This window comes from Nocardia ignorata NBRC 108230, from assembly GCF_001612905.1.
Classification (GTDB): Bacteria; Actinomycetota; Actinomycetes; order Mycobacteriales; family Mycobacteriaceae; genus Nocardia; species Nocardia ignorata.
In genome coordinates this window covers 429,938-443,271 of sequence record NZ_BDBI01000002.1, presented here as the reverse complement: position 1 = coordinate 443,271, position 13,334 = coordinate 429,938, and the positions used below count along the sequence as shown (strand labels likewise).

Here is a 13,334-nt window from a genome sequence, read left to right as displayed (position 1 = left end):
TTGCCAGGTGTGCACAGCAGTAGAATCGGCAGGCGTGGCCACCCCTGATACGCAGTACGAAGATCTGCTCCGGCGCGTGCTCGAACACGGCACGCCGAAAGCCGATCGGACCGGCACCGGCACCCGAAGCATCTTCGGCCATCAACTGCGCTACGACCTGGCCGAGGCGTTTCCGCTGATCACCACCAAGCGGGTGCACCTGAAGTCCATCGTCTACGAGTTGCTGTGGTTCCTGCGCGGCGATTCCAACGTGTCGTGGCTGCGCGAGCACGGCGTCACCATCTGGGACGAATGGGCGGACGCGGACGGCGAGCTCGGCCCGGTGTACGGCGTGCAGTGGCGTTCCTGGCCGACACCCGACGGCACCCACATCGACCAGATCGCCCAGGTGCTGCACACCCTGCGCACCGACCCGGATTCGCGCCGGATGATCGTGTCGGCGTGGAACGTGGCCGACCTGGACAAGATGGCGCTCGCCCCCTGCCACGCCTTCTTCCAGTTCTATGTCGCCGACGGCAAGCTGTCGTGCCAGCTGTACCAGCGCAGCGCCGACCTGTTCCTCGGTGTGCCGTTCAATATCGCCAGCTACGCGCTGCTCACCCTGATGGTCGCCCAGCAGACCGAGCTGGAGCCGGGCGAGTTCATCTGGACCGGTGGCGACGTGCACATCTACGACAACCACGTCGACCAGGTGCGTGAACAGCTCACCCGTGAGCCCTACCCCTTCCCCACCCTGCACCTGCGCCCGGCGACCAGCCTGTTCGACTACGCCTACGACGACGTCGAACTGTCCGGGTACCAGCACCACCCGGCCATCAAGGCACCGGTGGCGGTGTGAGCAACCGCATGATCGGCCTGATCTGGGCGCAGGCCAACGACGGTGTGATCGGCGTCGACAACACCATCCCGTGGCGACTGCCCGAGGACATGGCCAATTTCCGGGAGACGACCACCGGCCACCCGGTGATCATGGGCAGGCGCACCTGGGACTCCCTGCCCGCCGCCTTCCGGCCGCTGGCCGGTCGACGCAATATCGTCGTCACCCGCCAGTCCGACTGGGCCGCCGAGGGCGCCGAACGCGCCGCCTCGCTGCCCGACGCGCTGGCCATGACCGGCACCGCCGACACCTGGATCGCGGGTGGTGGCGAGATCTACCGCCAGGCGCTACCGCTGGCGACCACGCTGCTGGTCACCGAGGTCGACACCACGGTGGCAGGCGATGCCTTCGCCCCGGTGATCGGCGCGGAATGGCACGCACCGGATACCCCGTGGCGCACCGCCGAAAACGGCCTGCGCTACCGCATTCGGCACTACGTCCGGCAGTGACAACACGTCGCTAACGGTCGCGGCAAAACGCCCGAGCGCGGGTGTGATGTCGGGCATACTCCCAGGCGAAGACCTGCCCGCGAGAAGCCTGCGAAAGGCGCGTTCCCATGGACAAGAAATCGCTGACCGCGGTGGCCCGTCAACAGCTGAAGCTGGCGGCCACCTCGACGAGTGGTCGGAGTTCGCAAACCCTCATCGGCGGCCACACCCACGCCCTGCGCCAGACCGTCGTCGCGCTGGCCGAAGGGCAGAGCCTGGCCGAACACGACAATGCCGGCGACGCGACGATCCAGGTCCTCACCGGCACGCTCGTACTGATCGCGGGCACCGACGAGTGGAAGGGCTCGGCAGGCGATCTGATCGTGGTTCCGCGCGCCCGTCACAGCGTCAAAGCCATCGACGACGTGACCTTCCTGCTCACCGTCGCCAAATAAGTACCTGTCGGTACGGCGTCGTACTCTGGACGCCATGGGTGAGCCACAACCGATTCTCGATCCACTGTCGCCTGCCGCGCTCTTCCTCGTCGTCACCATCGACGAGGGCGGCGAATCGGTGGTGCGCGATGTGCTCGCCGATATCAACGGTTTACGGCGATCGGTCGGATTCCGGGTGCCCGGCGAGGGCCTGAGTTGCATCACCTCGATCGGTTCCGCCGCGTGGGACCGCCTGTTCGCCGGGCCCAAACCGGCTGAGCTGCACGAGTTCCCGGGATACAACGGTCCGGTACACAGCGCGCCCGCCACCCCCGGCGACCTGCTTTTCCACATCCGCGCCGAAACCCAGGGCCCGTGCTTCGAATTGGGCATGGTGATCGCCGAACGGCTGCGTGGCGCGGCGACGGTCATCGACGAGGTGGTCGGGTTCCGCTACTTCGAACAGCGCGACCTGCTCGGCTTCGTCGACGGCACGGAGAACCCGGAGGGTGGTGCCGCGGCCGCCGCTGCCCTGATCGGTGCCGAGGACCCCGAATTCACCGGGGGCAGTTACGTGATCGTGCAGAAGTACACCCACCCGCTCGACCAGTGGAACGCCCTGTCGATCGAGGAGCAGGAGCGGGTGATCGGGCGCACCAAGCTCGGCGACTACGAACTGCCCGACGATGTGAAGCCCGCCGATTCGCATGTGGCGGTGAACACCATCGTCGACGACGACGGCACCGAACGCCAGATCGTCCGCGCCAACATGCCTTTCGGCTCGGTCGCCGACGGCGAGTTCGGCACCTACTACGTCGCCTACGCCGCCACCCCGAGTGTCACCGAGCGAATGCTCGAGCGCATGTTTCTCGGCACCGAGGAAGCCGCCTACGACCGCATCCTCGACTTCTCCGTCGCGGTCACCGGCACCCTGTTCTTCACCCCGACCGTCGATTTCCTCGACGATCTGCCCGACGCGCCCGCGAACATCGCCGACGAGGCGGAATCCGGACCATTGCCCGAGATAATTCCGGTGGAACGGGCAAATACCTCCGCAGCGGGTTCCGACGGCGCCCTCGCCATCGGCTCGATGAAAACTCGATGAGAAGGAGTATCCGAATGAACAACCTGCATCGCGAACTCGCGCCGATCACCGACGAGGCCTGGGCCGAGATCGAGGAGGAGGCCACCCGCACGTTCAAGCGCAATATCGCCGGACGCCGGGTCGTCGATGTCTCGGGCCCGCACGGCGTCGGCTACTCGGCGCTCAACCGCGGCAGGCTCACCCCGATCGACTCCCCCGACGACGGTGTACAAGCACACCAGCGCGTGGTGCAGCCGCTCGTGGAACTCCGGGTGCCCTTCACGTTGCAGCGCTCCGAACTCGACGACATCGAACGCGGCGCCCCCGATGCCGACCTCGACAACCTCAAAGACGCCGCCCAGAAGATCGCCTTCGCCGAAGACCGCGCGATCTTCGAGGGCTACGCCGCCGCGGGCATCACCGGCATCCGCGCCGCCGCCTCCTGCACCCCGATCACGCTGCCGAGCAATGTGGTCGACATCCCCGACGCCATCTCGCGTGCCCTCACCGGGCTGCGCCTGGCCGGTGTCCAGGGCCCCTACTCGGTGCTGCTCAGCGCCGACCTCTACACCAAGGTCAGCGAAACCTCCGACCACGGCCACCCGATCCGCACCCACATCGAGCGCCTCATCGACGGCGAGATCATCTGGGCACCGGCCATCACCGGCGGTTTCGCCCTCACCACCCGCGGCGGCGACTTCGAACTGGCCATCGGTCAGGACCTGTCGATCGGTTACCTCAGCCACGACGCCGACACCGTCCAGTTGTACTTCCAGGAAACCTTCACCTTCCTGGTCGAGACCTCCGAAGCGGCGGTATCGCTCGGGTCGTGAGCCCGATCGCGTGACCGGCGCTAGGGTTGGCCACGAATCGTGAGAGGGAGGTCCGCATGGCCGACGTGCGTGCCGGGGTCGTGCCCGCGAGCAGGAGCCTGTTCTACTGCCTGATCGGGCTGCTGGTCACCATCGGGATCGCCGGGCTGATGGTGGCGATGTTCGGCGCCAACCGGGTGGTGACCGGCCTGCTGGTCGGCGCCGTCGGCGGCGTGGCGGTGGGTGTCGCGCTGTTCGTCCGCGATGTCGTCGAGCTCACCGAGCACGGCATCTACGTGCGGACCCCGTTCCGGTCGGCCACGGTGCCGTGGGACCGGGTGGTGGCCGGGCGGTTCACCCTCGACGAGCGCGGCCGCTGGGCACTGGCCCTGGACCTCACCGAGAACGGCGACGAACTCGTACTGCTCTCGATCCCACCGGTCATGGGCCCGGTCTCGGGCGCCTACGACATGCGCAAGCGGGAACAGGTGAACGAGATCCGGGAGATGCTGCGCGCCAAGCGGATTCCGATCACCGTGCTGCCCGAGATCGCCGCCGCCCTCAACGAGCACTGGCAGATCGCCCCGCCGACCTCCCGCTGACTCAGGCGCTGAGCCCCGAGGTGAACCGCCGCCGGTAATCCGACGGCGACACACCGAGCCGTGCGATGAAGGTGCGCCGCAGCGCCTCGGGGCTGGTGAAGCCCGCGTCGGCGGCGGCCCGTCGCACCGAACTGCCCGCCTCGAGCTGGGCGCGGGCCAGATCGAAGCGCATGTTCGCCGCGTATTCGGCCGGGCTGAGCCCGACCTCCTCGGTGAAGAGCCGGGTGAGGTGGCGTGGGCTCACGTTCACGTGGCGGGCGAGTTCCTGCACGCTGTGCCGTCGTGACGGGTCCTCGGCGATCAGGTCCGTCACCGCGCGCACCGGGCCCGGCGGTAGCGCCACCGCGCGCAACGGGGTCGAGAACTGTGCCTGCCCGCCGGATCGCTGGAGGTAGACCAGCAGACCCTGGGCGACCCGACGGGCCACGGCGCTGCCGAGGTCCTCGGCGACCAGCGCCAGCGCGAGGTCGATGCCCGCGGCGACGCCGGCCGAAGTCGCGATATCGGCCTCGCGGACGAAGATCCGATCCGCCAGCACCTCCACGCGCGGATACCGGCGGGCCAGCTCGGGGGCGAACTTCCAGTGCGTCGTCGCGCCGCGCCCGTCCAGCAGCCCAAGTTCGGCGAGGACGAAGGCACCGCTGCAGATCGACACCACCCGCCTGCTCCGCGCGGCGAGGCCGCGCGCGGCGTCGAGTAGTTCAGGACGGACGAACTGGGCCGGGCGCACCTCGCTGCCCGGCACGACCAGCGTGTCGAGCGCCAGCACATCGGCGGCCGCCCCGTCCACAGCAACTCCCCCGCCGACCGAGGTCTGCACGGGCGCACCGGTGGGTGAGAGCAGCACGATCTCATAGGCATCGGCGAACTGATTCGCCTCGACGAACACCTCGGCCGGGCCGACGTAGTCGAGCGCCTTCACCCCGTCGAACAGGAGAAACCCGATACGCCGTGTCCCAGTAGATGCGTTGTGGCGTGGGCGATCCGGGGCTGCAGACATAGCCACAAATCTACTGTTCGTCCGAAATAGCGGGATTCGCGGCCGTTCCGGTAGGCGACAGCCCCACCTGCGCTCGACAACTATGAGCAACCTATCCATCCACCTCGTTCGACAGGATCGCCATGTCCTACTTCACGACATCCGACGGCACCGAGATCTACTTCTCCGACTGGGGCACCGGGCAGCCCATCGTCTTCAGCCACGGCTGGCCGCTGAGCTCCGACGCCTGGGCGCTCGAGCGGAAGACCCTCGCCGACGCCGGTTTTCGCGTCATCGCCCACGACCGGCGCGGACACGGCCGCTCCTCGCAGCCGTGGCAGGGCAACGACATGGACACCTACGCGCGTGACCTCGCCGAACTCGTCGAATCGCTCGATCTGCGCGATGTGATCGTCGTCGGGCATTCGACCGGTGGCGGCGAGGCCGTGCGCTACGCGGCGCGCCACGGCCGAGAGCGGGTCGCCAAGGTCGTCACCATCGGCGCGGTGCCGCCGATCATGGTGGCCACCGAGGCCTACCCCGACGGTCTGCCCATGTCGGTGTTCGACAACATCCGCGCCGGGGTGCTGGCCGACCGGTCCAACTTCTACCAGGAGCTGGCCCCATCGTTCTTCGGCTTCAACCGCGAGGGTGCCGCCGTGTCCAAGGGCGCCATGGACGACTTCTGGCGGCAGGGCATGCTCGCGGGCATCCAGGCCGCCTACGAATGCGTTGCCGCGTTCTCGGCGACCGATTTCACCGAGGACCTGCGGGCACTCGAGGTACCGATCCTCATCGCGCACGGCGACGACGATCAGATCGTGCCGATCGCGAACTCGGCGCACAAGTCGATCGAGCTGGTGAAGGACGGCACGCTGAAGGTGTACCCCGGTGCGCCGCACGGCATCTTCGGTGCCTACCAGCAGGAGCTGATCAGCGACATCCTCGCGTTCATCAAGGGCTGAGAGTTCCCGGCGCGGCCTCGTGCCGCGCCGGTCACTCAGTCCGACAGGCGGTCGAGCAAGGCGTCGGCGGCGGCTCGCACTGCATCCATCGCACCCTGGTGACCGACGATGCGCAGGATAGCGTCCGGGATGACGCGCTCGGCCTCCTCGCCCGCGGCCCCTTCGTCGGACCTGATCGCGATCACCGTCTCGACCAACCGGAACGGCAGACTCCGCGCATCGTCGGATTGCCCTGCCGCAGCACAGGATTCGGCGGCGAGACGCTCGTAGTGTTCGCGCAGTTCGTCGCGGCGGCGACGGAAGGCGACGAAACGTTCGGTGCGCAGTTCCGGCAGCAGATACAGGGCGCCGAGATTCCAGCGCGCGCCGCGCAATTGGCGCACATCGAACAGGGCGAGCGCGTAGAGCTTGGTCGTGGCGTCCTCGGGCTCGGCGTGTAGCTTGTGCGCCAATTCCACCGGGCCCGCCACGGTTTCGGCGAGCAGTGCGTCGAGGATGTCGTCCTTGGCCGCGAAGTGGTGATACAGCGAGGCCTGCCGGATCCCGACCGCGTCGGCGACCGCGCGAGTGGAGGTGTTGGCATACCCCTTGGTGGTGAACAGCTCCGCCGCGGCGTCGAGGATTTCCGCGCGCGGCGTCGTCCCGCGCCGACGGCGCTGTTCCAGCCGGGGACGCCCGGGTCCGAGGTTTGCCACGTCGTCGATTGTGTCACCGGTGCGTCACCACTCCCGCAATGGGCACCTCACCAGGTGCGATGCGGGACCGTTCAATTTCTGTCATTCGACAGAAACGTAGGCAACACAGAAGTTACGGCACGCCTCGGAGTCGATACACGCACGACACCGTTCGAGCGATCGCGAGCGCAAAACTATCGACTGATAGATATTGGCCGCACCGCCGAAGGACTCCGATATGGCCACGACGCTCGCCACCCCAGCCCTGCCCGACGCCGCGCGCGACGGCGCCGACCTCGCCCAGTTCGGCTACGAACCCGTCCTGCACCGCAAGCTCGGCCGCTACGCGTCCTTCGCCGCGGGCTTCTCGTTCGTCTCCATCCTCACCACCATCTTCCAGTTCTTCGGTTTCGGCTATTCGTTCGGCGGTGCCGCGTTCTTCTGGACGTGGCCGCTGGTTTTCGCCGGGCAGTTCCTCGTCGCCCTGAACTTCGCCGAGCTCGCCGCGCGGTATCCGATCTCGGGCTGCATCTATCAGTGGTCGCGCCGGTTGGCCGGTGGCCTCGTCGGCTGGTTCGCCGGCTGGATGATGGTGATCGCCCAGGTGGTCACCGCGGCGGCCGCCGCCATCGCCCTGCAGGTGGTGTTGCCCACCATCTGGAGCGGCTTCCAGATCATCGGCTCCGACACCGCGCTCACTTCACGCGACGGCGCGATGAACGCGGTGCTGCTGGGCAGCGTGCTGCTGGTGGTCACCACCACGATCAATGTGATCGGGATCGATCTGATGGCGCGGATCAACTCGATCGGGGTCACCATCGAGATCGTCGGTGTGCTCGCCATCATCGGGCTGTTCTTCGCGGGCTCCGAACGCGGTCCGGCCGTGGTGTTGCAGACCGATCAGGCCGCGCCCGGTCCGTTCTGGGCGGCGTTCCTGATCTCGGGCCTGATGGCGGCGTACGTGATGGTCGGATTCGATTCCGCCGGTGAGCTTTCCGAGGAGACGAAGAATCCGCGCCGGGTCGCCCCGCGCACGATTCTGCTCGCGCTGTCGGTGTCGGCGCTCGGCGGTGGGCTCATGCTGCTGGGCGCGCTGATGGCGGCGCCGAGCCTCACCGACGGCGAGTTGGCTTCCGGCGGATTGGCTTACGTCATCATGGCCAAGCTCGACAGTCCCGCCGGGTCGGTGCTGCTCGGCTGTGTCGCGGTGGCGGTGGTCGTGTGCACGCTCGCGATTCAGACGGCCGGTTCGCGGTTGATGTTCTCGATGGCACGTGACGGCAAGCTGCCCTTCGCCAAGGCCCTTTCCACCGTGCATCCGAGGTTCGGTACGCCCGTGTGGCCCGCCGTGGTGATCGGCGCGCTCGGCATCGGGCTGCTGGTGCTGAACCTGGGCAACCCGGCCATCTTCGCCACGCTGGCCAGTGTGTGCATCGTGAGCCTGTATCTGGCGTATCTGCTGGTCACGGTGCCGCTGCTGGTGCGGCGGATCAAGGGTTTGCCCGCCCCCGATGACGCGACGCTGTTCACCCTCGGCCGCTGGGGCGTTCCGGTCAACGCGCTGGCGGTGGTGTGGGGCATCGCGATGGTGATCAACCTGGCCTGGCCGCGACCCGAGGTGTACACGCCCGCCGGTGGTAGCTGGTGGCAGTTGTGGGCGGGACCGCTGTCGGTCGGTGTGATCCTCGCCGTCGGCGCGGTGGTGTACCGAGTCGTGGTCACCAAATCCGAGGCGGTCGAACCGGCGGTCGCACCAGCTCCCGCCTGAGCGCGTGGATCGAGATCACCACCTCAGCCCTGCCTGGTGGCCGCCACAACCCGGACGCTGCGGTGCAGAGGTCGACGAATCACCCAGTCCATCAACCGTTTTGCCGAGAAGTCTCGGCCTGTATGTACGGAGGAGATCCTGATGACGGCTACCCCATCCGCAGACGCCGCGCGGGGCCAGGACACCGCGCCCACTCCCGTCCTTACCGAGGAAATCGCGATAGCGACCGGATCGACCGACGGCGCGCGAGCCCACGCGCGGGCTCAGGCTGCGGCTGCCACGATTGCCCGCCCGGAGATATCACCGGGCGTCGAACCGACTCTGGCGTTGCGTATTCCGTCCGGGGGCTATGCGAATGTCGTCCTCGGCCGCGGGACCAGGGTTCGCTTGTCCGACCCCTCCGGGGCAACGTGTGCGCATCTTTTCCTGCTGCGCGCCGAATCGCCTTGGGAGCGCTTGAATGTCGCCGACACCGTGAAGGTCCCGTGGCAGGCGTATCTGAGTGCCGGTCATCCACTGTTGTCGGATCAGGGGCGCGTGCTGGCCACCGTGCTCACCGACACCTCCGGGCACCACGACACCCTGTGCGGTCCGACCGGCGAAGCCCGCCACCAGCTGCACTTGGCCGCGGCCAAGCAGGGGCTCGAGCCGCGCGATGTCGGGCCGTCGATCGCCTTGTTCCGTGGGGTGCGAGTGGGGGCCGACGGTGCCCTCGCGGCGACCGGCAACGGTCCGGCGGGCGGGGCGATCGACCTGTTCGTGCATCTGCCGGTGACCCTGCTGGTCGCCAATGCGGCCCACCCGCTCGACGATCGCCCTACCGGCGACCTCGATCTGGTCGCCTGGGCCGCAGAGGCTTTCGACTCACCGAACGACGACCCCGAGTACCGGCGGGCAGTGGAGAACACCGAGGTCGCGTGGGCGGCCGCACAACACACGGAGGTTCCGGCATGACAACGTCCACCCGCACCGTCGTCCTGGACGAGACTGTTCCGGCGCGGGCGCCGTGGTCGGCGATCGTCCGGGCCGGTGAGCAACTCGAGATCATCGACCTGCACGGCAACCAGGCCGTCGACTGCCTGCTGTACTCGGCTGCCGACCACACCGACCGCTACAGCGCCCAGGCCACCATCGCCGCCCAGCGCAATATCTTCCTCACCACCGGCAGCGTGCTGCGCACCGAACGCGGCACCGCGCTGATGACCGTGGTCGCCGACGAGGTCGGTAACCACGACACCATCGCGGGCGCCTGCTCCCAGGAATCCAACACCCTCCGCTACGGCCACCACACCCGCCACCAGCACGCCTGCGTGGAGAACTTCCTCACCGCCGCCCTCGAATGGGGCCTCGGCAAGCGGGATCTGGTGTCCAACATCAACTGGTTCATGAATGTGCCCGTGGAGGCGGACGGCACGCTCGGCATCGTCGACGGACTGTCGGCGCCGGGTAAGAAGGTGACCTTGCGCGCGGAGATCGACACCTTGGTCCTGGTCTCCAACTGCCCCCAGATCAACAATCCGTGCAACGGTTTCGACCCCACGCCCGTCCGCATGGTGGTGACCCGATGAGCCGCACCCTCACAGATTCCAGTGTCACCGCGGCCCCGACCGAAGCCATCTTTCCGGCCACGGGTGCCGATGCCGTCCAGGTCTCGAAGTCGGCGCCCGCGTCGGACACCGACACCGCAGACCACGAGCCGACCGTCCAGCGACGGATCGAGGTCGTTCGGCCCGGAATGCAGACCACCGTGCAGGACTGGCCCGGGCGAATCGGCTACTGGCACATCGGGGTTCCGCCCTCTGGTCCGATGGACGACCTCTCGTTCCGGCTCGGTAACCGGGTGCTCGGCAACGCCGAGGGGGCGGCCGGGCTGGAATGCACGCTCGGCGGGCCCGCGTTGCGGTTCGGTGCGGCGACGTGGGTGTGTGTCACCGGAGCGGTCGCCGAGGTGCGGGTCGACGGTCGTCCGGTCGAGCAATGGCGCACGGTCGAGGTGCCTGCCGGTGGCGTGCTCGACATCGGGGCGATCCGTGGGCCCGGCATGCGCACCTATGTGCTGGTTTCCGGTGGTATCCAGGTCGAGCAGTTCCTCGGCAGTGCGGCGACGTTCACCCTCGGCAAGTTCGGTGGCGGCACCGGTGCTGCCCTGCGCGCCGACGACACGCTCGAGCTGGGCGAGCCGAGAACCCGCCTGGCCGCCGCCGTCCCCATGACCGACATCCCCGCCTTCGGCAAGCGCTGGGAACTGGCCGTCACCGAAGGACCGCACGGCGCACCGGAGTTCTTCACCCGCAAGGACTTCGGCACCATTCTCGGCACCGACTACGAGGTGCACTTCAACTCCGACCGCACCGGTGTACGCCTGATCGGCCCGAAGCCGGAGTGGGCGCGCACCGATGGCGGCGAAGCGGGACTGCACCCGTCGAACATCCACGACAACGCCTACTCGATCGGTGCGCTCGACTTCACCGGTGACACCCCCATCCTCCTCGGCCCCGACGGACCGAGTCTCGGCGGTTTCGTCTGCCCGGTGACCGTGGTTGCCGCCGACCGATGGAAACTCGGCCAGCTCACTCCGGGCGACACCGTTCGTTTCGTGGCAATCCGATCCGAACATGCCGCTCCCGCAGAAGCTTTGGGACCGCAGCGGCGCGCATCCACAGGCACGGTCGTCTCGGCGGGACGCGACGGCGACGACGGCATCCTGCGCCGCACCGAAGCCGACGACGAAACCAGCGTGACCTACCGCCGCCAGGGCGACGACGGTGTCCTCGTCGAATACGGCACCCTCACCCTCGATCTCGGCCTACGGGCGCGCGTACACGCCCTGCATCAGCACCTCATCGCCCTCGGCGCCCGCGGCGTCCTCGAACTCACCCCCGGCATCCGGTCGCTACAGATCCGCGTCGACCCGGCCCTGCTTCCCATCCCGATGCTCCTCGACCTGCTCGCCGAAGCCGAAACGCAACTGCCGAATTCGGATCAGCTAATCGTCCCGAGCCGCACCGTCCACCTCCCCCTCTCCTGGGACGACCCGGCCACCCGCGAAGCGATCACCCGCTACATGCACGGCGTCCGCGCCGACGCCCCCTGGTGCCCGTGGAACATCGAGTTCATCCGCCGCATGAACGGACTCGCCTCCGTCGACGACGTGTACCGCACCGTCTTCGACGCCGAATACCTGGTGCTCGGCCTGGGCGACGTCTACCTCGGCGCCCCCGTCGCCACCCCCACCGACCCCCGCCACCGCCTGGTCACCACCAAATACAACCCCGCCCGCACCTGGACCCCCGAAAACGCCGTCGGCATCGGTGGCGCCTACCTGTGCATCTACGGTATGGAGGGCCCCGGCGGCTACCAGTTCGTCGGCCGAACCACCCAGGTCTGGAACCACCGGGCAAGACCGTCCGGCACGGCCGGACCCGGCGTCGACCGGTTCGCCGAGGAAGCCGAAACCCCGTGGCTGCTCCGGTACTTCGACCGTATCCGCTGGCACGCTGTGGAAGCGGACGAATTGCTCGACCTACGCGCCGACTTCGCTGCCGGCAAGGTGGAGATCGCCGTGCAGGACGGCGAATTCCGCCTTGCCGACTACCGGCGCTTCCTCACCGACAACGCCGACTCGATCGCGGACTTCCGTTCCACCCAGGCCGAGGCGTTCGGCGCCGAACGCCAATCCTGGCGCAGCGCAGGCGAACTCGACTGACCTCAGCGCGGTACGACGGCGGCCACGGCCTCGATCTCGATGAGCGCATCCTCGACGGCCAGTTTCGAGACGAAGGCAGCAGTGATCGCGGGCGGGTTCGGCATGTGCCCCCACTCGGCACCGAATGCCGCGAAGCCCTCCTGCAGGCTCGCACCCTCGGCGAGCAGCAGCGTCCACTTGACCACGTCGGACGGCTCGGCGCCTGCGGCGGCCAGGCATGCCCGCAGGTTGACCAGGGCCTGGCGCACCTGCGCGGCGAGGTCGAGGCCGACCACACGGCCGGTGGCATCCACGCCGTTCTGACCGCCCACATAGATCAGATCGGCACCGGCCGGGACACGCACCACCTGCGAGAACGCCGGGTTGGAGTGGAGGGATTCGGGATTGATGTAAGTCGCGACTGCCATGCCGACACCGTAACCGGTTAAACTAGTGTCATGCAAGACCGGAATTCCCTGCCCCCCGCCGTGCGCCGCCGCTTCCGGACCGGGCGTCCCTGCCTCGACCTGGTGCACACCGGCGGTGAAGGTGAGCTCGAGGTCTGGGAGATCGTGCACACCCCCGCCGATCTGGGCCACTGGCTCGGGGTGATCCTCGGCGTCCCCGATATCGCCGCCGACGATGCCGACCTGCCAGCCTTCCGCGCCCTGCGCGCCGCGCTCGACCGCGCCGCCCGTAGCGCAGCCGAATCGAAACCGTTGCACCCCATCGATATCGACACCGTCAACACCATCGCCGGCACCCCTCCACTGGTCCCCCACCTGACCGCCGACGCCTCGCTCACCCACCCCGCCCCCACCGCCCGGGCCGCCCTGTCCACACTCGCCCGCGACGCGATAGACCTGTTCTCGAGCCCCCTGGCCGACCGCATCCGAATCTGCGCCTCCGACAACTGCGGACTGCTGTTCGTCGACGCCTCCCGCCCCGGCCGCCGCCGCTGGTGCTCCATGGACCGCTGCGGCAACCTCAGCAAGGTCCGCAAATACCGCTCCACCGACTGAGCCG

15 protein-coding genes are annotated in these 13,334 nt (G+C 68.2%); 12 read left to right on the top strand and 3 right to left on the bottom strand.

Features of this window, described 5'->3' with window-relative positions:
* Positions 1–34 precede the first annotated feature (34 nt).
* The 6 genes from NI2_RS02275 to NI2_RS02250 all read left to right on the top strand — a co-directional run bounded on the left by NI2_RS02275 (position 35) and on the right by NI2_RS02250 (position 4,237).
* Positions 35–838 carry a thymidylate synthase gene (locus NI2_RS02275; RefSeq protein ID WP_067485339.1) on the top strand — a complete coding sequence of 268 codons (804 nt, stop codon included), beginning with the start codon at positions 35–37 and terminating at the stop codon, positions 836–838.
* A complete protein-coding gene (locus NI2_RS02270) occupies positions 835–1,326 on the top strand; it encodes a dihydrofolate reductase (protein ID WP_279537542.1) in 492 nt (163 codons plus the stop codon). The genes NI2_RS02275 and NI2_RS02270 overlap by 4 nt, the downstream gene beginning before the upstream one ends.
* 107 nt (positions 1,327–1,433) lie before the next feature.
* Positions 1,434–1,760 (top strand): cupin domain-containing protein, encoded by a 327-nt coding sequence (locus NI2_RS02265; protein WP_067485336.1) that lies wholly within the window; start codon positions 1,434–1,436, stop codon positions 1,758–1,760.
* A 34-nt stretch (positions 1,761–1,794) separates the two neighbouring features.
* The gene (locus tag NI2_RS02260; protein WP_067485333.1) at positions 1,795–2,844 is read left to right on the top strand and encodes a Dyp-type peroxidase; all 1,050 of its coding nucleotides are present in this window, start codon (positions 1,795–1,797) and stop codon (positions 2,842–2,844) included.
* Between the two features lie 14 nt (positions 2,845–2,858).
* A complete protein-coding gene (locus tag NI2_RS02255; protein WP_067485330.1) occupies positions 2,859–3,656 on the top strand; it encodes a family 1 encapsulin nanocompartment shell protein in 798 nt (265 codons plus the stop codon).
* A 56-nt stretch (positions 3,657–3,712) separates the two neighbouring features.
* Positions 3,713–4,237 carry a PH domain-containing protein gene (locus NI2_RS02250; RefSeq protein WP_067485327.1) on the top strand — a complete coding sequence of 175 codons (525 nt, stop codon included), beginning with the start codon at positions 3,713–3,715 and terminating at the stop codon, positions 4,235–4,237.
* A 1-nt stretch (position 4,238) separates the two neighbouring features.
* Here the strand turns inward: NI2_RS02250 and NI2_RS02245 are convergent, their stop codons facing one another.
* Positions 4,239–5,237, bottom strand: a complete 999-nt coding sequence (locus NI2_RS02245; RefSeq protein WP_067485324.1) for a GlxA family transcriptional regulator — start codon at positions 5,235–5,237, stop codon at positions 4,239–4,241.
* A gap of 122 nt (positions 5,238–5,359) precedes the next feature.
* Between NI2_RS02245 and NI2_RS02240 the strand changes: the two genes are divergently transcribed.
* Positions 5,360–6,181, top strand: coding sequence for an alpha/beta fold hydrolase (locus NI2_RS02240; RefSeq protein ID WP_067485321.1), 822 nt, complete (start codon positions 5,360–5,362; stop codon positions 6,179–6,181).
* 35 nt (positions 6,182–6,216) lie between these two features.
* Here the strand turns inward: NI2_RS02240 and NI2_RS02235 are convergent, their stop codons facing one another.
* Positions 6,217–6,876 carry a TetR/AcrR family transcriptional regulator gene (locus NI2_RS02235; RefSeq protein ID WP_067485319.1) on the bottom strand — a complete coding sequence of 220 codons (660 nt, stop codon included), beginning with the start codon at positions 6,874–6,876 and terminating at the stop codon, positions 6,217–6,219.
* 217 nt (positions 6,877–7,093) lie between these two features.
* Here NI2_RS02235 and NI2_RS02230 point away from each other — a divergent pair, with 217 nt between their 5' ends.
* The 4 genes from NI2_RS02230 (at position 7,094) to NI2_RS02215 (ending at position 12,329) form a co-directional block, all read left to right on the top strand.
* Positions 7,094–8,623 (top strand): amino acid permease, encoded by a 1,530-nt coding sequence (locus NI2_RS02230; RefSeq protein ID WP_067485906.1) that lies wholly within the window; start codon positions 7,094–7,096, stop codon positions 8,621–8,623.
* Between the two features lie 219 nt (positions 8,624–8,842).
* Complete coding sequence (locus tag NI2_RS02225; protein ID WP_067485905.1) at positions 8,843–9,577, top strand: DUF1989 domain-containing protein; 735 nt, start codon at positions 8,843–8,845, stop codon at positions 9,575–9,577.
* Positions 9,574–10,191 carry an urea amidolyase associated protein UAAP2 gene (locus tag NI2_RS02220; protein WP_067485316.1) on the top strand — a complete coding sequence of 206 codons (618 nt, stop codon included), beginning with the start codon at positions 9,574–9,576 and terminating at the stop codon, positions 10,189–10,191. The genes NI2_RS02225 and NI2_RS02220 overlap by 4 nt, the downstream gene beginning before the upstream one ends.
* Positions 10,188–12,329, top strand: coding sequence for a 5-oxoprolinase/urea amidolyase family protein (locus NI2_RS02215; protein ID WP_255283993.1), 2,142 nt, complete (start codon positions 10,188–10,190; stop codon positions 12,327–12,329). Before NI2_RS02220 ends, NI2_RS02215 begins: the two co-directional genes overlap by 4 nt.
* A gap of 2 nt (positions 12,330–12,331) precedes the next feature.
* Here the strand turns inward: NI2_RS02215 and NI2_RS02210 are convergent, their stop codons facing one another.
* Positions 12,332–12,736, bottom strand: coding sequence for a RidA family protein (locus NI2_RS02210; protein WP_067485313.1), 405 nt, complete (start codon positions 12,734–12,736; stop codon positions 12,332–12,334).
* Positions 12,737–12,766: 30 nt separating this feature from the next.
* Between NI2_RS02210 and NI2_RS02205 the strand changes: the two genes are divergently transcribed.
* Positions 12,767–13,330 (top strand): CGNR zinc finger domain-containing protein, encoded by a 564-nt coding sequence (locus NI2_RS02205; protein ID WP_067485310.1) that lies wholly within the window; start codon positions 12,767–12,769, stop codon positions 13,328–13,330.
* Positions 13,331–13,334: the final 4 nt, after the last annotated feature.

Bases quoted from the DNA above. Each gene is read 5' to 3' on its own strand.
- NI2_RS02265 (WP_067485336.1), top strand. From the start codon at position 1,434: ATGGACAAGAAATCGCTGACCGCGGTGGCCCGTCAACAGCTGAAGCTG.
- NI2_RS02260 (WP_067485333.1), top strand. From the start codon at position 1,795: ATGGGTGAGCCACAACCGATTCTCGATCCACTGTCGCCTGCCGCGCTC.
- NI2_RS02255 (WP_067485330.1), top strand. From the start codon at position 2,859: ATGAACAACCTGCATCGCGAACTCGCGCCGATCACCGACGAGGCCTGG.
- NI2_RS02250 (WP_067485327.1), top strand. From the start codon at position 3,713: ATGGCCGACGTGCGTGCCGGGGTCGTGCCCGCGAGCAGGAGCCTGTTC.
- NI2_RS02245 (WP_067485324.1), bottom strand. From the start codon at position 5,237: ATGTCTGCAGCCCCGGATCGCCCACGCCACAACGCATCTACTGGGACA.
- NI2_RS02240 (WP_067485321.1), top strand. From the start codon at position 5,360: ATGTCCTACTTCACGACATCCGACGGCACCGAGATCTACTTCTCCGAC.
- NI2_RS02230 (WP_067485906.1), top strand. From the start codon at position 7,094: ATGGCCACGACGCTCGCCACCCCAGCCCTGCCCGACGCCGCGCGCGAC.
- NI2_RS02220 (WP_067485316.1), top strand. From the start codon at position 9,574: ATGACAACGTCCACCCGCACCGTCGTCCTGGACGAGACTGTTCCGGCG.
- NI2_RS02215 (WP_255283993.1), top strand. From the start codon at position 10,188: ATGAGCCGCACCCTCACAGATTCCAGTGTCACCGCGGCCCCGACCGAA.
- NI2_RS02210 (WP_067485313.1), bottom strand. From the start codon at position 12,736: ATGGCAGTCGCGACTTACATCAATCCCGAATCCCTCCACTCCAACCCG.
- NI2_RS02205 (WP_067485310.1), top strand. From the start codon at position 12,767: ATGCAAGACCGGAATTCCCTGCCCCCCGCCGTGCGCCGCCGCTTCCGG.